Raw genomic sequence first — 21,126 nt, forward strand, 5'->3', positions numbered from 1 at the left:
CCCCCTATTATTTGCACAAAGCATCCGTATTAACAGAGACGATTTTTTCACCTTTCTTATTGTACAAGTGGGTTGCACAAGCAAGGCAAGGGTCAAACGAGTGAATCCCTTTCAAAATTTCGAGCGGTTTATCCGCAATTTTAACGTGCGTATCAATCATGTTAGATTCGTAAGCACCATGTTCATTGGCCATTGTCTTAGGACATGCATTCCAAGTGGATGGTACGATACACTGATAGTTGTCGATTTTTGCATCTTTAATAACGCTCCAGTGACCGAGGGCACCACGAGGCGCATCAAGAACACCAACGCCTTTGGCTTCTTTTGGCCAAGAGTTAGGATCGAATTTGCTCATATCGGCTACTACTTCGTCGCCGCCTTTAATATTGGCTACGAGTTTATTGAACATGTATTGGCTCATATTAACCGCAACCTGTGCATCGAGGGCACGACAAGCGGTACGGCCTACCGTACTACACATCCATACATGAGCCGGAACGCCCAATACGGAAGAAACGGTATCAATTTGTTTTACAATCATCTGTTCTGCCCAAGATGGGTTACTGATGATGCCTTGTTTAACTTTCGTATACACTACGATATATTTTGCCAATGGACCCACTTCGCAGGCTTTGCCTTTAAATGTTGGGGATTTAATCCACGAATATTTCTTAGTTTCATCGAGGAATTCCCAATGTTCCTTCGTACCTGTCTTAGGACCGGTATAGTTAGGTTTGGTAATCCCTTCAGACGGATGGGCTGTCTTAGTACCGTTTGGATATTCATACCAAGAGTGTTCAACTTCTTCTGATAAGAAGTCAGGATTCATCAAATCAGGACCATCCATTGGGATAAATTTAGCTTTATCTACGCCGAGGCCGAAATCTTCAACTACACCGTTGGCACGGACTAAGATTTTTTTGAAATAATCGCCGTTGGAAATACCGCTGTATGGTTCATCCGGATAGTCACCGTAAGCCATGGCGCGTTTCTTGGATAAACCGCCGCCATCAACCATACCCGCTTTGGCGTAAATCTGACCGATAGCCAACACGTCAGGTACATAGAAGTAATTTACCAAATCCTTAGCCAACGAAATGGATTCATCAACTGTTGCGAGGCGCGCCGCATTAACCGGTGCATTCATGTCATCCATGGAGATGGAGCAAGGCATACCGCCGATACAGAAATGCGGATGTGGGTTTTTACCGCCAAATACAACATGCGGTGTTACAATATCACGCTGACGGTCCAAAATATTGAGGTAATGAGCTACGCCCATCAAATGAACTTCCGGCGGCAATAATTGATAATCAGGATGATCCCACCACTGAGCGGCAAAAATACCCAATTGACCGCTGTCTACGATTTTTTTAACTTTCGCTTGAATAGCGGCATAGTAAGTTGCATTGCCTTTAGGGAATTCTTTCGGATACGCCGATGAAGTACTTTGTGTTTCAGCCGGTTCTAAACCGCTCAAGTTGTAGTTTTTAAGCACGGTTTCCTGAAGGGCTGCTGTTTGCGCCGGATTGGCTTTTAACGCTTCGATTGGACTAACCCAGTCGAGAGCATGCAAATGATAAAAGTGAACGATATGGTCATGCGCATCTAAACAACTATGCATGATGTTACGAATATAGTTCGCATTTTTAGGAATTTGAATGCCTAAAGCATCTTCGACGGAACGCAAGGATGCAATGGCATGCGTAGATGTACAAACACCGCAAATACGCTGCACAAAAGCCCACACATCACGAGGATCGCGACCTTTAGCTACCAATTCAATACCACGCCAAGCAGTACCACTGGACAACGCGTCTTCTACCTTACCGGTTGCTTCATCTACATTCACCTCAACCCGCAAATGACCTTCAATACGAGTAATCGGATCAACTACTACACGTTTCATTAGTGGTTACCTCCTTCGTTATTCGTCTGCTCAGACGCTGCTTTTTTTGCTTCCTGTTCAGCTATCATTTTCTTTTCCAGCTGAATTGTATCATATTTATGTTTAGCCAACGTTACACCACCATGAGCTACAACGGCACCGAAAGCGGTAAGACCGGCAATAGTACCGATGGTATCAGCGGTGGTAACGGTATTGGCCACTTGTACTTGCGGCAAGCGTTGTGTGAAAACACCGTTATCCCAGAAGCCTTTTTCACTGCAACCGATACAGCCCGAACCGGACTGAATCGGATAGGATAAACCATTCCACCAACGTAAGTTACCGCAGGAGTTATATGTTACCGGACCACGGCAACCCATTTTATAAAGACACCAACCGGCTTTAGCCCCTTCATCATCGTATTTTTCAACAAAAAGTCCGGAGTCAAAGAACGGACGACGATAGCATGTATCGTGAATGCGGTTGCCATAGAATTGTTTTGGACGACCTTCCACATCGAGAGGCGGAATTCCACCAAACAAGGCATAGTGCATGATAACGCCGGTCATAACTTCAGGAATCGGTGGACAACCCGGTACTTTAATGATTTTCTTACCCGATACTACTTCGGAAACCGATACAGTATTGGTAGGGTTAGGGTTCGCTGCTTGAACACCGCCCCAAGCGGCACAGGAACCGTATTCAATGATAAAAGCGGCGCCGGCGGCACATTCTTTAAGCACGTCAACGAACGGACGTCCGCCAACCATACAGTATGTACCGTTATCGTCAAGCGGTACACCGCCTTCAACGGCTAATACATACTGCCCTTTTTTATCGTTTAATAATTTATGTAGGTGAGCTTCAAAAGGAGCACCTGCCGCTGCAGATAAGGTATCATCGTATTCCAACGCAATCATGTTTAATACCACATCGGAAGCGAATGGTGACGTAGAACGGATGAAGGATTCATCACATCCCGTACATTCATGGCCATGTAACCAAATTACGGTTGGTAATTCTTTTGTATCGGCCGCTTCCACCACTTTATTTAAAAAGGTCGGTGGCATGCCTAAAATGGCGGTCAAAGCCACACATGTTTTCATAAATGTGCGGCGGCTGAGTTTACGTTCCTGGAATAATTTCCACAGACTGTTTGTCTTCTCTTTCACAGGTGGCCCCCCCTCGCTTGCAATAACTTTACTGTCCTTTGGAAAATATCTAAATTTTTATATTAATTATTATAGTAAGTATATCATGTTGTATTCAGATTTTCTATAGAATATTACATGAAATTGCTGTATTACAGGCAAAACTTAACTATAACTTAATACACATTATTTAATAATAGAACGAATTAAGCCTTCTACAACAGCTGCCGTTTTGTAACCTGCAATGCGATCTTTTTCTTTGCCGTTTTTGAAGCAAATAAGGGTAGGAATACCTTGGATTTCATATTTCAAGGCAACATCTTTTAGGGCTTCCACATCAATGGTAACTACTTCAATGTCATCTTTCATGTCTTCAGCTAATGTTTCCATTTCGGGATTCATTAATTCACAAGGTTTGCACCAAGTGGCCCAAAAATCGGCAACTACCACTTTAGATGATTCTTTTACTACTTTTTCCAATGCTTCTAAGCTTTCAATTTTTGTAACAGACATTACAATCCCTCCTTAATACCTAATCCTCTTAGTATTGTTTTATTATACGTATGTGGTGACAATGTTTAGTCAAAAAATGTATTATATTTTTCTACATTCTAGTTTTAATTATACTCATCTGCCAATCAATTTTGGACTAAAATAAAACCGCCCCGAAGAGCGGTTTTAAGCAAGCAATCAATAAGCCGAGTTCTGTTCTGTTTGCACAGCGGTGATTATCTTTCTAGGCCTATAATTGCTTATAGGCTCAAGCGGCACAACCCGAAAGGTAGGCGGGCCACCCTTATCCCTTCCCTATTCGGCCTTGCTCCGGATGGGGTTTACCGAGCCAATATATTACTATATTGCTGGTGCGCTCTTACCGACACCGTTCCACCCTTACCGCATAAGCGGCGGTTTACTTTTCTGTGGCACTATTCCCTATGGTCACCCACGCCGGACGTTATCCGGCATCCTGCCCTATGGAGCTCGGACTTTCCTCGAACTTACACTCGCAATCACCTTTCATACTTGCTACTTAAAGTCTAGCAGATACAGCGAAGTAGGTCAATTATCTTTTTCTCAATAATTGTATGAACTAACAGCACATCTAAAGGTATCGAATAAGCTTATAACCATCTAATTGAGATTGACCTTCAACACTGTTTATGCCAGATATCCCACTCTAATCAAATTAGCATAGTTTGTTACTTAAAAAATCTATTTACCTAAAAAACTATCTAATCAATATTTATTTAAGCCTAATTTATTTTAGCCTAATTCGTTTACGCGAAGAAAAAATCTTCATGTACATCACTGATAACAACCGGCACGTCAGTCATTTTTTGTTCTTGTAATTGGATACCGATATGAGCAGCCAATAAAGCAGCCGCACCAATTTCAGTACCAAAATGACCAACATCAGCAACCAAGATGCCCAGTTCTTTGGCAAGTTGCATATCGTGATACTTCACGTCACCCGTTACATAGGCTTGTGCCCCCATTTTAGCAGCCACTTTAATAAATTCGGCGCCACTGCCTGTGCAAAGGGCCACTTTAGTAATAGCGTCCACTTTAGCCCCGCCAAAACGCGCTCGTCCCCGTGGGAAACAAGCTTTAATGAGTTCTATAAAGCCTTCCGTGTCTAACGTATCAGCTAATTCACCGATGCGGCCGATGGTCGCTTCTTCACTCGGTGTCACCAATTGATGCACTTCATAGGCCGGCACTTCATAAGGGTGCGCGGCTTTCAGTGCTTCGATAACGGCACTTACCAAAATCTGCGGCACAATAGCTTCAAGGCGATTTTCTTGCACCGTAGTTGCTTCCCCTACTTCGCCGATATATGGATTAGCTCCGTCCAACGGCTTAAAGGTTCCGGTGCCTTCCGTATAAAAAGCACAATGACTGTAGTTGCCAATTTGACCGGCTCCCGCATCACCCATGGCTTGCATTACCGCATCACGGTGAGTAGCCGGTACAAAGGTAATAATTTTGCAAAAACCTTGTTCGTGAACAGTCTCAAGTCCTTTCACATTACCTAAGCCGATTTGTGCCGCCGCCAAGTCATTCAAGCCACCCGGTGCGATGTCTAAATTCGTATGGGCACTGTATACGGCGATTTTCTTGGAGATTAATTCAATAACCAAACGGCCCAAGGCAGACTCATCGGTAATCTGTTTCATCCCCTTAAAAATAACCGGATGATGGCTCACAATCAGGTTGCAACCTTTCGCTTCTGCTTCGGCAACCACTTCAGGCGTCACGTCAAGGGTTGTCAAAACACCCTTGACTTCCATGTTGCGTTCGCCTACCAAAAGGCCTACATTATCCCAATCTTCTTTTAAATGCTTTGGTGCCAATTTTTCTACGATTTTGGCGATATCCTGCACTGTTGCCATAGTTGCCTCCTTTATTTTATAAAAGTTGTTATTCATTTTCATTAGCCGATTCATTAGTCGATTCATTAATCGATTGATTGGCCCATTTGTCTGGACTCATCTAGCAAATCAGCTTATATTAATTCTTTTAACTCTTTAACTTCAGCTGCTAACGCTTGATATTTTTCCGTATGCGCCATAGCATCCGTCATACCTGCCAAGGCCGATTCACGAATATGAAGTAAATGCGCCATGTGATCTTGCCACAAAGGCGGCTTTTCGCGTTGAACCAGCGCTCCTATCAGCCACAATAGGGATGTATCCGGCAGAGCGTCATAAGGGTCTTTTGCATCAATTGTTGCTTGTGTAACCGGTCCATCAGCCGTAACATAGACCGATTCTCGGCCTTTTTTAAGGGCTAAGAATGCTTGGTAATGTTTACCCATGTCCGTCATAATCACTTCGCGCACAATGCGATAGCCCTGTTGCACCATATACTGCCGCAGTTCCGCTTGGCCATTCTGCGGTTGGAGTACATAAAAGTCCAATAATTCCGGACCTGCTTCAATAATGTCTCTCATTAAAAAACCACCCATACCGCAAATGACAGCGCCCTGTAATTCGCCTTTTTTTACCACTTGCAAACCATTGCCCAAACGACAATTGATAAATTGGGCCACGTCCGTTGACGCCACATAGGCTTTGGCCGATGCTAAGGGGCCTTTATTTACATCACCGGCAATCGCTTTGTCAGCACGTCCGCGTCGCACCAATTCTACCGCCAAATAACCGTGATCGGTACCGATATCGGCAATGACTTCAGCCTTGGGAATCAAGGTAAACACCGCTTCTAACCTATCGGTCATCTTTTTCATTGTCACACTCACATTCCTCGCAATCTTTCTATAAATCTATTGTAATATGCTTTCTATATAATAATATAAACAAACTCCGTGCTTAGTAATTATATTTATTTCTATTATTATTGTATCATAAAACATCCTTTTTATAAGTTGAATACTTGATATAGCAGGAGTTTTTCATGTCACTGTCGAAAGAAGCAACAAGTAAGCTGTTTAGTGTTAAATATATTAATTGTAAACGGAGGTATGGTATGTGGAAAAAAATTCTTATTTCATCCGGTCTTCTGGCCTGTCTTAGTTGTCCCCAGTTTACAAGCGACGCCTATACTGTTCTAATGCACCAAACAGATGTGAATATGAACCTCACCTACCCGCTGGTTTATCTGTACAATGAAGCAGCGCAAACTAAAGTTAACACTGAAATTGCCATTTATGTGGATAAAATGCGCGACCTCTATTACAAAGAAAAAATGTACACGGTTAATTTAAACTACGAAACCACCTATGAAGATGATGATTATATATCGCTTATCATCACAAGCGGTTGGTATAACGGTCAAAGTGCGCACGGCTACTACACATCGCAAGGTCTCGTTTTTGACAAGCATACAGGAAATCTCATCCCGGCCACCAACTATGTCCATCTCAAAGACGATGAGCAATTGTATAAATTAGTTATGGAAGGTATGCTGCCGGTTTTCAGCTCTCGCGAACATCAATTGCAGTACAATGAATTCCAAATTCTCGATAAAAAAATTCCGATTCGTAACAATAACTATGTTTTGCTCGGCGAGGGCAAAATCGCTATGCTCTATCAGCCGTATGAAATCTCTTATTACGCTAACGGCGTGACAAGGATTGTGTTTACACCGGAAAAGATTGAGTATATTAATCGGTTGAACTCGTAAGATAAATCTACTAATCATCATTGTCGGTACCGAATCCAATACGCGTCATTTTTCAGGAGCTGCCGTAAAAGCGACCCGTAATAATACAAAGTTGTGCGATAATGAAGGATCTTATTCTGCCTTTATTTAAACAGGAAGTTTTTGCTGTAACAGAGAGAACACTGGAGAGAATTGATGCGATTATATATTTTTTATTATGTGCTATTGAAGTTAAGGAATGATATTGTGAAAAAGTTTATTTTAGGGGTTATGTTAATTGGTTTGTTGTTCTTTCCTGTTTCTACAACTCATGCTGTTACTTTAAATGACCTCACTATAGGGAATTATACAGTAATTGAAAAAGATGAGATCATGACAACCTACGCCGATAACAATATAGAAGTAATAAACGGATTAACAGAAACACCAGAAATTAAAATGAAGCTATATGTTATCTCGACATCACATCGCAGTTATGCAGTATCTGAACTACTGTGCCATTATTACTATGACTTAAATACTAAAAAAATTATATTAGCTACAGAGCAGATATATTTGATTAATGGCAGAAATGGTAAAGTAGTCAGTAAAACAATTTATAAGAATCCTAAAAAAGTGGTGCTGGGGCCGGAATATCCAGCCTATCCAGAAGCAATGTATGCTCTTAAGTTAGCCATAGAAACCGGCCAGGTTAATTTAGTCTTATAGCACAAGAACCTCATTATAACTACAAAAAACCGCTTGTATCATCAATTTGATACAAGCGGTTTTTCTTTCAAATCATGGTGGGCCCACCTGGGTTCGAACCAGGGACCGACCGGTTATGAGCCGGTTGCTCTACCCCTGAGCTATAGGCCCATAGGGGAATACTGCAGTATTCCACCAAAATATTATACACAATAAGTGTGATTCACGTCAATATAACGCCGAAAATCTACACTTAAAGTGTAATTCACATCAATACACCAGCGATAGTCAACGTTAATCTCAAATTTTCAGAGTGCGTCACTACCAATGTTTAATCTTATAAGAAGTCTTTGATCTTATCGCGTTTGCCACGATTACGAAGTTTCGTCAAGGCTTTACCTTCAATCTGACGAATACGTTCACGGGTAACGCTGAAGTGCTGACCTACTTCTTCCAAGGTACGAGGTTTGCCGTCTTTCAAACCGAAACGCAATACCAAGACTTGCTGTTCACGATCGGTTAAGCAAGAGAATACATCTTCGATTTGTTCTTTAAGTAAGATGTAGCTGGCTGCATCATCCGGTGCAATAGCATCCTGATCTTCGATGAAATCGCCCAAATGGGAGTCTTCTTCTTCCCCGATTGGCGTTTCCAAAGAAACCGGTTCCTGTGCGATTTTCTGGATCTCACGAACACGTTCTACACTGATGCCCATACCTTCCGCAATTTCTTCAGGCAATGGTTCGCGACCTTTATCCTGCAAGAGTTGACGGGAAATACGAATCAATTTATTAATTGTTTCTACCATATGTACCGGAATACGAATGGTACGTGCCTGGTCGGCGATGGCACGGGTAATGGCCTGGCGAATCCACCATGTTGCATAAGTGGAGAATTTATAACCTTTCGTATAGTCGAATTTATCAACCGCTTTAATGAGGCCCAAGTTACCTTCCTGAATTAGATCCAAGAACAACATGCCGCGACCTACGTAACGTTTAGCGATACTAACTACCAAACGCAAGTTGGCGTCAATCAATTTCTGTTTCGCTCTTTCGCCGGCTTTCATTTCTTTATACGACGCATCATCCTTGGCACCCGCTTCAATCTGCTGAGCCAAAAGAATTTCTTCGTCAGCGGACAACAAAGGTACGCGACCGATTTCTTTTAAGTACATGCGAACAGGATCGTCAATGTTAACGCCTTCCGGAATACTAAGGTCAAGGCTTACTTCTTTCGCTTCGCGAACTTCGTCGCTTTCTTCTTCATCTTCGATGATGTCATCTTCTTCAGCTGCCACTTCAGCATCATCGGTGATAACGTCTATATTACTTTTCTGTAATACTTCATACATATCGTCTAACTGCTCAGCCGTAAGTTCTACTTCTTCGTGAAGAGCATCCGTAATTTCTTTACTCGTTAATGCCCCTGCCTTACGACCTTTTGCCAGTAATTGTTCTATTATTTCTTCTAACCGTGATTTAGTTTGCTTCTTAGCCACAATGCTCTTCCTTTCTTTCATAGTTTATCGAGACCATTCCTTAATCAATTTTTGTAATTCCTGGCAAATACGTAATTCCTCAATAAATTTAGGATTACCTGCCCGGTTCAGTTGATCTGCTAACACACTATGTTGTTTATACTGTTCTCGTAATGACTTCAAGCGCACTGCTCGTATATAGCCATCCACTTGTGCTTCCTTATACTCGCCTTCACCAAGCACCATTAAGCGACCATAAGCGGTCTTTTCATCGTCAGTAAGCATTTCTTCCAGCGCCACTGTCGAAAGCGCACCGGTCTTACTTAGAAGTTCTCCGGCTTTGTTAAACAAAGCACGGTACAAAGGATTGGTTATATCCTCCAACGGTAAATATTGATGGACCCGTTCCCAAGCCGCCGGCCAAACTACGGCCGCGGCCAGTAATCGGTCTTCTTCGGTCGTCACATTTTCCGGCACAACCGCACTAGCCGTATCGGTTGGTAATTCTACCCCACCTTTGGCCAAGTATTGGCGAAACATGCGAAAAATCTGACTATTATCCAACCACAATGGCAATGCCAGTGCTTTCAGATAATTTTCGCGCTCTATCTGACTGCTTGTAGCACCTATGAGGGGAAACACTTCTTCTAAAATAGCCTGTTTGCCGGCCATCGTATTACTGTCGTGCCGAATCATGGCACTGTTCAAGTAAAAATCAAATGGCCGCACGGCCTCATCTACGAGTTTTAAGAATGCTTCCGGCCCATGGTTGCGCACATAATCATCCGGATCTTTGCCGTCCGGCATAGCTACCACGCGCACTTTAAATTCCGTATCTTGTAAAAGCTCAATAGCCCTGCGCGCTGCTTGTTGCCCGGCTCCGTCCATATCATAGGCCAATACGACTTCATCAGCTTGACGCACTAATAAGCGCCCGTGATCTTTGGTATAAGCCGTGCCTAAAGAGGCCACTACATTGGTAACCCCTCGATTATGAGCACTTATAACATCCATATACCCTTCTACTAAAATGACCTGTTTTTTCTCCCGAATAGTTCGGTATGCTTTGTCAAAAGCAAAGAGCATATGGCCTTTATTGAATAATTCATATTCCGGTGAGTTTAAATATTTAGGCTTGCTGTCATCCAGCACACGGCCACCGAACGCAACCACACGCCCTTTTCCGTCCATAATGGGAAACATTACACGATTACGAAAATAATCATACGTTTTACCATTACTTTTACGGCAAAGACCGGTTTCAATTAATATGCGTTCATCTATGCCTCGCTCTCTGAATGAGCGATATAGTTTGTCCCAATTGTCGGGCGCAAAGCCAAGCTGGAATTTTTCAATGGTGTCTTTAGTGAGACCCCGTTTCTCCAAATAAGCAAGCCCTGCTTTACCCATTTCAGTCTGCGTCAGGCAATTATGAAAAAATGTAGCCGCCAAGGCATTCACCTTGTACAAACTTTCCCTGTGTGCCTGCCGATGTAATTCTTCTTTGGTTAAATCGCGCTGAGGTAACGCAATGCCCGCACGATTCGCCAACCTTTCCAAGGCTTCGGGGAATGACAGTCCATCATATTTCATTAAAAAGCCAATCGCATTGCCTGATTCGTGACATCCGAAACAATAAAAAAAGCCCTTTTCTGGGTTTACACTGAATGAAGGCGTTTTCTCATTATGAAAGGGACAACAGCCCCAGTAATTCCTCCCCTTCTTCTTCAATGTCATATGCTCAGAAATCACTGACACAATGTCATTTGCATCTTTTATCTGTTCAATCAGTTCAGCATCGAAGTGTCTACTCATTTCCTCACATCCCTTAATAAACTTCACTGTATATATATTTCTACAAAAGATAATGTTTTTCCTTCTATGTCAAGAAGATTTTTTTAAATATATTCATTTTTTATCTGCAAAATTTTTATGCAATTTATGCAATTGCTTTTAGGGTATGAAATAAGCCATTATAATTTATTTTGTTCACAAGGACTATTATTATACTTCTTTTCTCAATTAAAAACAAGACGAAAAAAAGACTATAATTGTCCACTCCCTCGTGACGTCCGCCAAAGGGAGTGGTAATTATAGTCTTTTGGTTATTAATCTTTTATAAAGAGTCCGTTTCCGTTCTCTTTAATTATTTAGCGTAATCAACAACGCGGGTTTCACGAATGATAACGACTTTAATCTGACCCGGATATTCCAATTCAGACTCAATACGTTTAACCATTTCGCGTACCAATAAGGTTGCTTCCGCTTCGTCAATCTTTTCAGGTTTAACCATAACGCGAATTTCGCGACCCGCTTGAATTGCGAAACATTTTTCAACGCCATCAAAGGACTCGGCAATTTCCTCTAACTTAGTCAAACGTTTCAAGTAGTTTTCAAGGGTTTCGCGACGTGCGCCCGGACGAGCCGCCGAAATAGCGTCAGCAGCTGCCACCAATACGGCTTCAACCGATTTGAATTCTTCATCCCCATGATGAGCACCGATACAGTTCTGTACCAATACACTTTCATGGTATTTCTTAGCTACATCCACACCAATCTGTACGTGGGAGCCTTCCATATCGTGGTCAAGCGCTTTCCCTAAGTCATGGAGTAAACCACCGCGTTTAGCAAGGGTTACGTCACAACCTAATTCGGCTGCCATCATGCCGGCCAAATGAGCCACTTCAACGGAGTGTTTCAATACATTTTGACCGTAGCTGGTACGATATTTTAAGCGACCTAAAATACGGATAATTTCAGGATGTAAGCCATGTACATCGGCTTCAAAAGTTGCCTGTTCCCCCGCATCTTTAATAACTTGGTCAACCTCTTTACGAGCTTTACCAACCATTTCTTCGATGCGAGCCGGATGAATACGGCCGTCAACAATCAATTTCTCAAGGGCAATACGCGCTACCTCACGGCGAATCGGGTCAAAGCCGGAGAGAATAACTGCTTCAGGGGTATCATCAATGATAAGATCTATACCTGTTAAGGTTTCTAGGGCACGAATGTTTCGGCCTTCACGACCGATAATTCGCCCTTTCATTTCATCATTTGGAAGAGCTACTACCGATACGGTAGACTCTGCAACATGATCCGCAGCACAACGTTGAATTGCGGATGCAATAATTTCTCGGGCGTTCTTTTCAGCCTCTTCCTTGGCTTGTTGCTCTAAATCTTTAACAAGAACCGCCGTTTCGTGACGAATTTCTTGTTCTACATTGGAAAGTAAAATTCCTTTCGCTTCCTCAAATGTCATGCCGGAAATACGTTCTAATTCCGCCATTTGTTGGTCGTACAGAGCTTCTGTACGTTCTTTTAAAGTTTTTGTTTCTTGTTCTTTACGATGCAACGCATCTTCTTTTTTCTCTAAGGATTCCAATTTACCGTCGAGATGTTCTTCTTTCTGAAGAATACGTCGTTCTAAACGTTGTAATTCATTGCGTCGATCTCGGTTTTCTTTATCCGCTTCACTGCGAAGTTTATGAATTTCTTCCTTAGCTTCTACTAAGGCTTCTTTTTTCTTAGACTCAGCCAATCGCTCAGCATCAGCTACAATACGAGCCGCTTCAGTTTCAGCACGGTTAAGCTTCCCTTCAGCGATGTTCTTACGCATCATATAGCCTACACCAAGACCGATAAGCACCATTACAACGGCAATAATACTATACTCTAAAATAATGTTCACCTCCTCATATAAAAGTAAGAAGCGCTTTCGTCTTCTCCTAAATTGCCGTCTGTTTCATACATATTTGAAATTTGCCCACTACTGTGAGACTACTATAATTGTAGTCTGTCATCAATCCCCTGTCAAGGTAAACTCTATATAGACTACTCATAGCGAGCAACCCGGTCACAGATATTCCGGATTGTTCCGGCGCTAAAACCACGGTTTTTCAAATAGTTAAAAACTTTCTTGTATTCAACGCGGGCCTCCAGAGGCCAAGTGTTATCAAACCACTCGGCCTCTGCTGCCGCATCAACACCGATAAAATGACGAACCACCAACTTAAGGGCCGGCTCAGTTTCATCATACTGCGAAAGTTCATTCCCAATTGGCAAGCCTCGTTGATAAAGCTTATTACGAATGAACTGAACACTGTATTTAGCTTCACTTATGTATAATTGTAATGCATCATGAGCTAAACGTTCGTCGTTGATGTAATCAAGGTCTTCCAGACGCTCCAATACTTGATGTATTAAATCGGCCGGCACGCCTTTACGCTGAAGTTTTTGCGTCAGCTCCAAGCGGCTCAGGAAGCGAGGCGCCAAAAAGCGCATCGCCTGGTCTATGGCCGTTGTAAGCGTATATTCTTTGGTCAAAGCCATCGAATTATTCTTCCGTCGTTTCTTCGCCGACTACATCAAAAGTTTCCGGTTCCGCCATCAAAGTATCACGAATGATAGTATCGATTTCATGAGCGATTTCCGGATTAGAACGTAAGTATTCTTTAGCCGCTTCCTTACCTTGGCCCATACGTTCATCATTGTAAGAGTACCAAGCACCGGATTTTTTAATAATTTCCATGTTGGTACCGATATCAATTAAAGTACCTTCATAGGAAACGCCACTGCCATACATCAAATCAAATTCAGCAGTTTTAAATGGCGGTGCCACTTTATTCTTAACAACTTTTACTTTAGTTCGGTTACCTACGTTTTCATTATTTTGTTTAATAACTTCCCCTTTACGCACATCGAGGCGAATGGTGGAATAGAATTTTAAGGCACGGCCACCGGTCGTTGTTTCCGGATTACCGAACATAACGCCAACTTTTTCACGCAACTGGTTGATAAAAATTACAACCGTACGAGATTTGCTGATAATACCTGTTAATTTACGAAGCGCTTTACTCATTAAACGAGCCTGCAAACCTACGTGAGCATCGCCCATTTCACCTTCGATTTCGGCTTTCGGTACCAACGCTGCTACGGAGTCGACAACGATGATATCAACAGCACCACTGCGAACGAGGGACTCTGTAATTTCAAGAGCCTGTTCACCATTATCCGGCTGAGATACTAATAAGTTATTAATATCGACACCCAAATGACGGGCATATACAGGATCGAGCGCATGTTCCGCATCAATAAAGGCCGCAATGCCGCCACCCTTTTGTGCTTCTGCAATAGCATGCAAAGCTACGGTTGTTTTACCGGAGGATTCAGGGCCATAAATTTCAATAACACGGCCGCGGGGAAAACCACCTACACCTACAGCAAGGTCAATAGCCAAACAGCCGGTGGAAATAACTTCAATATTCATGCGGTCCGTAATATCGCCAAGGCGCATAATAGCACCTTTACCATAATCTTTCTCGATTTTCTTCAACGCATTGTCTAAGGCTTGTTCTCTACCTTCCATGATATAATCCTTTCTTTGTCATATCATACATGACTTAATAAATATATTAATCTTTAAAATTGATAAGCATACTTTTGCAACAAGCCTTCCGCTCACAACGTAAACGTAGAACTTCTAAAAGTATAAGTAACACCTTATCGTTTACCGGTTATAGCCTGATACAAGAGATATAAGGCTCGTTCCGCCGTACTCTGACGAATACTTTCACGGTCACCGATAAAATCATTGCGATAGGCTACCGTACCGTTAGGCCCGGAAACCCCGATATATACAAGGCCTACCGGTTTTGTTGCCGTTCCGCCGCCCGGTCCGGCAATACCGGTCGTAGATACGCCATACGTTGTCCCTAACAGTTTACGCGTACCTTCCGCCATGGACTTGGCCACTTCTTCACTGACAGCGCCATAATTATCCAATTCTTCTTGCGGCACGCCGAGTACTTTGTGTTTTACTTCATTGGAGTAGGAAATGACTCCGCCCTGTACATAAGCACTGCTGCCCGGCATTTCAGTGAGCTTTTTCCCCACCAAGCCACCTGTACAGGATTCGGCGGTAGCCACCGTAGCTTCAGCCTCCAATAAGGCATCCGTTACCAGTTCCAGCATGGATTTTTCTAAACGGCGCCCTAAGGAATCGCCGAGGCGTTCCCGCAAGATAGCATCCCATGGAGCCAATAAAGCTTCCGCCTCTTCCGGCGTCATAGCTTTTGCCGTAATCCGTAATTCGATATAGCCGTTTTTAATTAAAAAAGCAATGGTCGGATTCTGCTGTGCTTTGACTAAATCCATGAGAGCTGATTCCAACTCCAGTTCGCGCATACCATACACCGCATAGCGATGAGATTGAACAACACCTTGACCGCCAAAATGTTCCATCAAATACGGGCGCACCGATTCATCAAATACGGCTTTCATTTCTGCCGGCGGTCCCGGCAAAAGTATATACGTCGTGCCTTCAGCTTGAACGGCTACGCCGGGCGCTACGCCGCAACTATTCATGAGCGCTTGGCTGCCAACGGGCAACATCATTTCCCGACGGCTCGGATCCGGCATTTCCCGCCCTTTGTTGGCAAAAAAGGCTTTTACCATGCGTTCTGCATCAGCATTGAGCTCCAATTCAAGACCAATGGCTTTTGCCAAGGATGGACGGGTAATATCCCCCTGAGTCGGTCCCAAACCACCGGTACAAACCACTAAATCGGCACGGCTGCCGGCCAATTTAAAACAGTCTTCCATTCGCGTCGGATTATCGCCAATTGTGCTTTGAAACGCTACGGTATAACCGAGCTTATTGAGCTCACGCGCCAACCACGCCACATTGGTATTAATGGTATCGCCTAATAACAATTCTGAACCTGTTGAAATCAATTCTACTATCATCATTTGCCTCAATTCTCCCATTCGGGATTACGGATACCGATTTCTTTGTTACTTCAAATTCCGTCAGTTCGCCTGAAAGCGCGTTACTTCTTGGGAATTACTTCTTGGGAATTACTTCTCAGAAATTACTTAGTGCGCACTTCGGCTACCACGTCATAAGCAAAGCCTTGGGCCACTGTAACCGGCACGATTTGCCCCACTTCAAGGCCTGCCACATCTTCAATGTACATATTGCCGTCTACATCAGGCGCCTGCGTTTCCAAGCGGCCTTTAGCCAATAAATGACCATGTTCGTCTTCGCTGATTTCTTCGATAATCGCTTCGTGCTCCGTGCCTTCTAAGTCACGGTTATTTTCCTCTGAAATGGCCGCCTGAATGGCCATCAACGCATGATAACGTTCTTCCTTGACCTCTTCCGGAACTTGGTCATTCATAGCGCCTGCCGGTGTACCGTCTTCCTGAGAGTAAGTAAATACGCCCATATTATCGAAGCGAACGTCTTTGACAAATTCGCAAAGTTCTTCAAACTGTTCGTCCGTTTCACCGGGGAAACCTACAATAAGGGATGTACGAAGCGTTACGTGACTCGCTTTGCTGCGAACTTTTTGCAATAAATTCACAATATCCGCTTTACGGTCTTTACGATTCATGCGACGCAAAATATCGTCATTAATATGTTGCAACGGCAAGTCGATATAATTACAAATCTTAGGTTCCGCTACAATAAGATCCAAAAGCTCATCGGTGAAATATTTAGGATATAAGTACAATAAACGGTACCACTCTATACCTTCCACTTTTACGAGGGCTTTTAAGAGTTCCGCCAACATCGGTTTACCATTGTTAAGATCGGAGCCGTAACTCGTTGTATCCTGAGCAATGAGATTAATTTCTTTAACGCCCATAGCGGCTAAACGCTCCACCTCTTCTACGATGGATTCAATTGTACGGCTGCGGTAAGCACCACGTACTTTTGGAATAATACAGAAAGTACAACCATTGTCACAACCTTCGGCAATTTTTACATAGGCACTGTACGTCGGTGTAGTCTGCATACGCGGCATGCGTTCATTATAAATATTGGTAATCGAGTCCATAATGCAGATACGTTTGCCATCATCAATCGCTTCGATAGCTTCCATGATACGATTCCATGAACCGGTACCGATGAGGGCGTCGATTTCAGGAATTTCCGCAAATAGCTCTTCCTGATACTGCTGACTTAAACAACCGGCCACAATCAAGCCGCGACAAGCGCCGAATTGCTTATATTCACTCATTTCTAAAATCGTATTAATCGATTCTTGTTTAGCTTTTTCAATAAACGTACAGGTATTAACGATGATAATTTCTGCTTCATCCAAGGTTTCCGTGATTTCATAGCCGTTATCCTTGAGGGCCCCCAGCATAATCTCCGTATCCACCAGGTTTTTGGCACAGCCTAAACTCACATAGCCTAATTTTTTACTCATTGTATATCCTTTCTAAAGCGCACTTGGCTAATCCATTTATCCAACAATACTTTTTTGCCGTCTTCCGTGTAACCACCCTTGGTATCCCAAAGAACCAATTCACGGCCTAAAGAATCCACCGGATTTGGCAATTCCGGATTGGTGTACACATAATAAAAGCCATTGTCTTGCAAAAATTGCGACACTTGTTTTGACAATAACCATTTAATAACTTGGGTCGCCTCTTCTTCATGGGTTGTGCCTTTTAACATACCCACACCGGTCAAGTAATACGGTGTACCGTCAGCGGGGAAAATAATTTTCACCGGATATTTATGGTTCACATATTGCTGACCGTCAGAATAGTTACCGATACCCAAATCAGTTTCACCCAAGGCGGCCAAGCGAATCGGTGTCGATAAAAATTTCGCGTATTGCACCACATGCGGTTTTAATTCCACAAAAAAATGCAAACCCTGTTCTTCCCCGTTCATTTCGACAAAGCTGTATAAAATATTCGCCGCACTGCGCGAAGCTACAAAGTCTGTCATAATGATGCGCCAATCGCCGGGAAGAATTAATGATTGCCAGGCCGTTACATAGCGGCCCATGCGATTATAAAAGGCATCGCTCTGGGCAAATACAACCGGGTCATACCAAATGCCGACCCAAAGGGCATCGTTATTTTTAAAACGATCGGATATTTCGTCTACCCCTTCGGTAAGGACCGGTTTTAATTGATTATATTTAACACCGATGTCTAAATTATCTCGGGTCGTGATGACCAAATCGCCCTTTTGATCGGATGCGGGCAAGGTCATACGCGTTGCCATCTGTTCTTCCGTAATCGGCAACATGGTGAGGCGTACATGGTACTGCATTTCATACTGTTGCGCCAACAAAGTGGTCAAGTTGGAAGGCAGGTCCGTATAAATCGTCAGCTCCGCTTTAACCGGAATGGCCGTACGCTCTTTTTCTTCAGTTTTTTCAAAATATGTTCCCGCTGCAAACATGCCGAGAACAAAGGCTATTAATAATGCGATAGGCCAAAATCGTTTCATGCTCATGCCCGCCTCCATTATGACACACTAAGGTCGTCTATTGCCAGCCAAACCACCTCGTTTTGACTGTTTACTTATACTGATTTTGCCACGGTCGTTCGACTTTGACCCCTGACTTCTGCCGGAGCCGGACCGACCACCTTGAGTCCGTCGATTTGGCGGCTGATTACCGGTCTGCTTTCTATGCTGATTACCGGCCTTATTACGTCCGATTGGACGAGGCGGAATTAAGCACAAAGGTCCGAAGCCGATTAAATCGGTACGCCCTGCCTTTACCAAGGCTTCGCGGACTAAGTCATAGTTATCGGGATTCTTATATTGCATAAGTGCCCGCTGCATCGCTTTGTCGCGCCCTTTTTTGGCCACATAGACGGCTTCGCCGGTGAGCGGATTAATACCCGTATAATACATGGCGGTGGATAAACTGCCCGGCGTAGGAATAAAGTCCTGCACCTGTTCCGGCGTCATCTTCTGATCCCGTAAAAACTCCGCCAGTTCAACGGCGTCAGCCAAGGTACAACCGGGATGAGAACTCATAAAGTAAGGAACTAAGAATTGTTTCTTACCTAATTGGCGATTAGCCGTTTCAAACCAATCTTTAAATTTGAGGAAAACGGTTTTGTCCGCTTTCCCCATGATTTCCGTAACCGCTTCCGACACATGTTCCGGTGCCACTTTCAGCTGACCGCTTACATGATGTTCGCATAATTCTTTCACAAATTCGCGGTTATTATCTTCCAATACATAGTCATAGCGTAAACCGGAGCGCACAAAGACCTTCTTAACGCCTTTGAGCTTACGCAATTTACGCAATATTGCTAAATAATCATCATGACTGGTGTCGAGATTTTCACAGGCATGAGGGGCCGCACAGTTCTTACCGGGGCACGCACCTTTAGTTCCCTGTTTCTCACAAGCCGTGTGGCGGAAATTTGCCGTCGGACCACCTACGTCATGAATATAGCCCTTAAAATCAGGCATGGCTATCATACGTTCCGCTTCAGCGATGAGCGATTCATGACTACGGTTCTGAATAATGCGTCCCTGATGGCTCGTAATGGCACAGAAGGAGCAGCTGCCGAAACAGCCGCGATGGCTTACCAGACTAAACTGCACTTCCCTAAGTGCCGGCACGCCGCCCTTCGCATCATAACGAGGATGCCAACGCCGCGTGAACGGCAAACTGTATACTTCATCCATTTCAGCCTGCGTGAGCGGCAAAGCGGGACTGTTTTGAATCACATAACGGTCCCCGTGAAGCTGAGCCACGGTTTTGCCGATAAACGGATCTTGTTCATAATATTGAATGCGAAAAGCTTCAGCAAATTGCTTCTTATCTTCTTTCACTATTTCATAAGACGGACATTCCTTGATTTTTCCTTCCGGCAAAGTCTTTGACATGTAGCAAATCCCTTTAATGGTTGGCAATTGCTCGATCAGACGATTTTCATCCAAGGCTTTCGCCAATTCTAAAATCTGTTTTTCACCCATACCGTAGATGAGTACGTCCGCTTTACTATCAACTAAGAGCGAACGGCGCACCGTATCGGACCAGTAATCATAATGGGCAAAACGGCGCAAACTCGCTTCAATCCCACCGATGATTACGGGCACATCACGGAATGCTTCACGCATGCGGTTCGCATATACCAGTGTCGCCCGATCCGGCCGATGACCGCTTTCACCGCCCGGTGAATAAGCATCATTGTGGCGGAATTTTTTAGCCGCCGTAAATTTATTAAGCATAGAATCAAGATTACCGGCTGTTACCAACGAAGCCAATCGAGGTTTGCCCAGCACTTTAAAGGCATTTACATCTTGCCAGTCGGGCTGTGCAATGAGCCCCACCCGATAACCGTGGTGCTCCAACAGTCGGCCAATCACACTACCGGCAAAAGAGGGGTGATCCACATAGGCATCACCGGTAATCAACACGAAATCGAGTTCAGCCCAACCGCGTGCTTCCATCTCCGCCCGTTCCGTAATTAAAAAGTCGCTCACTACACATATCTCCTTAATTTATACTGTATTTACACAAAAAATAACCAGCCTAAAAATACAACTATACAAATAACAATAACAGATACGGCTAATCGCTCCTGAGCCAACGTCTTCTGACGACGTTGCTGCCGTGACGTATAGCTCAAGCGCTTGGAATGAGGTACTACAACGTCCACTTCCCGTTCAACATCTTCATGATGAACAAGTTTACGCGGTTTTACTCGCCGCAAAGGTACGCCCAAGGGCTCACCGATTAAACTTTTATAACGATCAATCATGCGATGTCGTTCAAGGCCCATTAAATCCGCATAATTGCCGATAAAGCCTTTTACATACACATCACCGGGGATAATCTTATAATTGTCCTCTTCAATCGCTTCCAAATACGCGGAGCGGATGTGTAAAGCCTGTTCAATATCTTTAATAGTCAGACCTCGCCGTGTACGTTCTCGACGTAATTCTTCGCCTATCGTTGACAAGTTCGGCCTCCTTTAAATTCTAACATCATTTTAACTTTCTAATTCTACCAATGCTTCTA

The 21,126-nt window shown here is 43.6% G+C and carries 17 protein-coding genes, 1 tRNA gene and 1 other RNA gene; 2 read left to right on the plus strand and 17 right to left on the minus strand.

The window, feature by feature from the left end:
• Window positions 1-7: 7 nt before the first annotated feature.
• The 6 genes from CCC71_RS09235 to CCC71_RS09260 form a co-directional block, all read right to left on the minus strand.
• Entirely contained in the window at window positions 8-1,909 is a 1,902-nt protein-coding gene (locus CCC71_RS09235) for a nickel-dependent hydrogenase large subunit (RefSeq protein ID WP_021841642.1), read from the minus strand.
• Complete coding sequence (locus CCC71_RS09240; RefSeq protein ID WP_296333503.1) at window positions 1,909-3,060, minus strand: hydrogenase small subunit; 1,152 nt, start codon at window positions 3,058-3,060, stop codon at window positions 1,909-1,911. Before CCC71_RS09240 ends, CCC71_RS09235 begins: the two co-directional genes overlap by 1 nt.
• A 165-nt stretch (window positions 3,061-3,225) precedes the next feature.
• Entirely contained in the window at window positions 3,226-3,552 is a 327-nt protein-coding gene (gene trxA / locus CCC71_RS09245) for a thioredoxin (protein ID WP_021841644.1), read from the minus strand.
• A 165-nt stretch (window positions 3,553-3,717) separates the two neighbouring features.
• Window positions 3,718-4,066: RNase P RNA component class A (rnpB, locus tag CCC71_RS09250), an RNA gene on the minus strand.
• Between the two features lie 250 nt (window positions 4,067-4,316).
• Entirely contained in the window at window positions 4,317-5,432 is a 1,116-nt protein-coding gene (locus CCC71_RS09255) for a Nif3-like dinuclear metal center hexameric protein (RefSeq protein WP_021841645.1), read from the minus strand.
• A gap of 113 nt (window positions 5,433-5,545) precedes the next feature.
• Entirely contained in the window at window positions 5,546-6,286 is a 741-nt protein-coding gene (locus CCC71_RS09260; protein ID WP_264294438.1) for a tRNA (adenine(22)-N(1))-methyltransferase, read from the minus strand.
• 323 nt (window positions 6,287-6,609) lie between these two features.
• Here CCC71_RS09260 and CCC71_RS09265 point away from each other — a divergent pair, with 323 nt between their 5' ends.
• A complete protein-coding gene (locus CCC71_RS09265) occupies window positions 6,610-7,182 on the plus strand; it encodes a hypothetical protein (RefSeq protein ID WP_156704631.1) in 573 nt (190 codons plus the stop codon).
• A 225-nt stretch (window positions 7,183-7,407) separates the two neighbouring features.
• Window positions 7,408-7,869, plus strand: a complete 462-nt coding sequence (locus tag CCC71_RS09270) for a hypothetical protein (protein WP_156704633.1) — start codon at window positions 7,408-7,410, stop codon at window positions 7,867-7,869.
• Window positions 7,870-7,944: 75 nt separating this feature from the next.
• Here the strand turns inward: CCC71_RS09270 and CCC71_RS09275 are convergent.
• The 11 genes from CCC71_RS09275 to CCC71_RS09325 form a co-directional block, all read right to left on the minus strand.
• Window positions 7,945-8,019: transfer RNA gene (locus CCC71_RS09275), tRNA-Ile, on the minus strand.
• 166 nt (window positions 8,020-8,185) lie between these two features.
• Window positions 8,186-9,349 carry an RNA polymerase sigma factor RpoD gene (rpoD, locus tag CCC71_RS09280; RefSeq protein WP_021841649.1) on the minus strand — a complete coding sequence of 388 codons (1,164 nt, stop codon included), beginning with the start codon at window positions 9,347-9,349 and terminating at the stop codon, window positions 8,186-8,188.
• Window positions 9,350-9,373: 24 nt separating this feature from the next.
• On the minus strand, window positions 9,374-11,143 hold the full coding sequence (gene dnaG, locus CCC71_RS09285; protein ID WP_021841650.1) for a DNA primase: 1,770 nt from the start codon (window positions 11,141-11,143) through the stop codon (window positions 9,374-9,376).
• Between the two features lie 331 nt (window positions 11,144-11,474).
• The gene (gene rny, locus CCC71_RS09290) at window positions 11,475-13,019 is read right to left on the minus strand and encodes a ribonuclease Y (RefSeq protein WP_277600405.1); all 1,545 of its coding nucleotides are present in this window, start codon (window positions 13,017-13,019) and stop codon (window positions 11,475-11,477) included.
• 143 nt (window positions 13,020-13,162) lie between these two features.
• On the minus strand, window positions 13,163-13,660 hold the full coding sequence (locus tag CCC71_RS09295; RefSeq protein WP_021841653.1) for a regulatory protein RecX: 498 nt from the start codon (window positions 13,658-13,660) through the stop codon (window positions 13,163-13,165).
• A 4-nt stretch (window positions 13,661-13,664) separates the two neighbouring features.
• Window positions 13,665-14,696, minus strand: a complete 1,032-nt coding sequence (gene recA / locus CCC71_RS09300; RefSeq protein ID WP_021841654.1) for a recombinase RecA — start codon at window positions 14,694-14,696, stop codon at window positions 13,665-13,667.
• 134 nt (window positions 14,697-14,830) lie between these two features.
• The gene (locus CCC71_RS09305) at window positions 14,831-16,075 is read right to left on the minus strand and encodes a competence/damage-inducible protein A (protein WP_366375396.1); all 1,245 of its coding nucleotides are present in this window, start codon (window positions 16,073-16,075) and stop codon (window positions 14,831-14,833) included.
• Between the two features lie 125 nt (window positions 16,076-16,200).
• The gene (gene rimO, locus CCC71_RS09310; protein WP_021841656.1) at window positions 16,201-17,547 is read right to left on the minus strand and encodes a 30S ribosomal protein S12 methylthiotransferase RimO; all 1,347 of its coding nucleotides are present in this window, start codon (window positions 17,545-17,547) and stop codon (window positions 16,201-16,203) included.
• Window positions 17,544-18,587, minus strand: a complete 1,044-nt coding sequence (locus CCC71_RS09315; RefSeq protein ID WP_226973990.1) for an extracellular solute-binding protein — start codon at window positions 18,585-18,587, stop codon at window positions 17,544-17,546. Before CCC71_RS09315 ends, rimO begins: the two co-directional genes overlap by 4 nt.
• Window positions 18,588-18,614: 27 nt before the next feature.
• Window positions 18,615-20,588 (minus strand): YgiQ family radical SAM protein, encoded by a 1,974-nt coding sequence (locus CCC71_RS09320; RefSeq protein ID WP_296333509.1) that lies wholly within the window; start codon window positions 20,586-20,588, stop codon window positions 18,615-18,617.
• A 29-nt stretch (window positions 20,589-20,617) separates the two neighbouring features.
• The gene (locus tag CCC71_RS09325; RefSeq protein WP_296333514.1) at window positions 20,618-21,067 is read right to left on the minus strand and encodes a helix-turn-helix domain-containing protein; all 450 of its coding nucleotides are present in this window, start codon (window positions 21,065-21,067) and stop codon (window positions 20,618-20,620) included.
• Window positions 21,068-21,126 lie beyond the last annotated feature (59 nt).

Source organism: Veillonella sp. LMAG:90, assembly GCF_008679445.1.
Classification (GTDB): Bacteria; Bacillota; Negativicutes; order Veillonellales; family Veillonellaceae; genus Veillonella_A.

Coding starts and splice junctions, on each gene's coding strand:
- dnaG (WP_021841650.1), bottom strand. CDS start 11,143: ATGAGTAGACACTTCGATGCTGAACTGATTGAACAGATAAAAGATGCA.
- rimO (WP_021841656.1), bottom strand. CDS start 17,547: ATGAGTAAAAAATTAGGCTATGTGAGTTTAGGCTGTGCCAAAAACCTG.
- CCC71_RS09305 (WP_366375396.1), bottom strand. CDS start 16,075: ATGATAGTAGAATTGATTTCAACAGGTTCAGAATTGTTATTAGGCGAT.
- CCC71_RS09315 (WP_226973990.1), bottom strand. CDS start 18,587: ATGAAACGATTTTGGCCTATCGCATTATTAATAGCCTTTGTTCTCGGC.
- CCC71_RS09265 (WP_156704631.1), top strand. CDS start 6,610: ATGCACCAAACAGATGTGAATATGAACCTCACCTACCCGCTGGTTTAT.
- CCC71_RS09255 (WP_021841645.1), bottom strand. CDS start 5,432: ATGGCAACAGTGCAGGATATCGCCAAAATCGTAGAAAAATTGGCACCA.
- CCC71_RS09295 (WP_021841653.1), bottom strand. CDS start 13,660: ATGGCTTTGACCAAAGAATATACGCTTACAACGGCCATAGACCAGGCG.
- CCC71_RS09235 (WP_021841642.1), bottom strand. CDS start 1,909: ATGAAACGTGTAGTAGTTGATCCGATTACTCGTATTGAAGGTCATTTG.
- trxA (WP_021841644.1), bottom strand. CDS start 3,552: ATGTCTGTTACAAAAATTGAAAGCTTAGAAGCATTGGAAAAAGTAGTA.
- CCC71_RS09260 (WP_264294438.1), bottom strand. CDS start 6,286: ATGAAAAAGATGACCGATAGGTTAGAAGCGGTGTTTACCTTGATTCCC.
- recA (WP_021841654.1), bottom strand. CDS start 14,696: ATGGAAGGTAGAGAACAAGCCTTAGACAATGCGTTGAAGAAAATCGAG.